Below are 233 nucleotides of genomic sequence, written 5' to 3' on the forward strand. Positions count from 1 at the left end.
GTGCCGCCCGGGCTGCGCGGCGCTCCGCGGCTGTCCGTGCCGCCCTCGCCGCCCAGGCGTTCGGACGGCCGCTTTTCCTTGGCGGGGCGGGGTTCGCCCTGCGGGGGAGGCGTCTTCTGCGCGGGTGCCGGCCCGGCCTTGCCCGGTTGCGCCGCCGACGGGTTGCGCGGCGGGGCCCGCAGTTCGCCGGGCCTGGACGGCGTGGTCGAACCGGGCTTGGGCAGGGTCGCGGG

General features: G+C 80.3%; 1 protein-coding gene. It reads right to left on the minus strand.

Features of this window, described 5'->3' with window-relative positions; genetic code table 11:
* Window positions 1–233, minus strand: a 233-nt coding sequence (locus ACM0OT_RS23860) for a hypothetical protein (protein ID WP_414566851.1), incomplete at both ends; no start/stop codon positions are given.

Source organism: Anabaena sp. CCY 9613 (assembly GCF_963920895.1).
Taxonomy (GTDB): Bacteria; Cyanobacteriota; Cyanobacteriia; order Cyanobacteriales; family Nostocaceae; genus Cyanocohniella.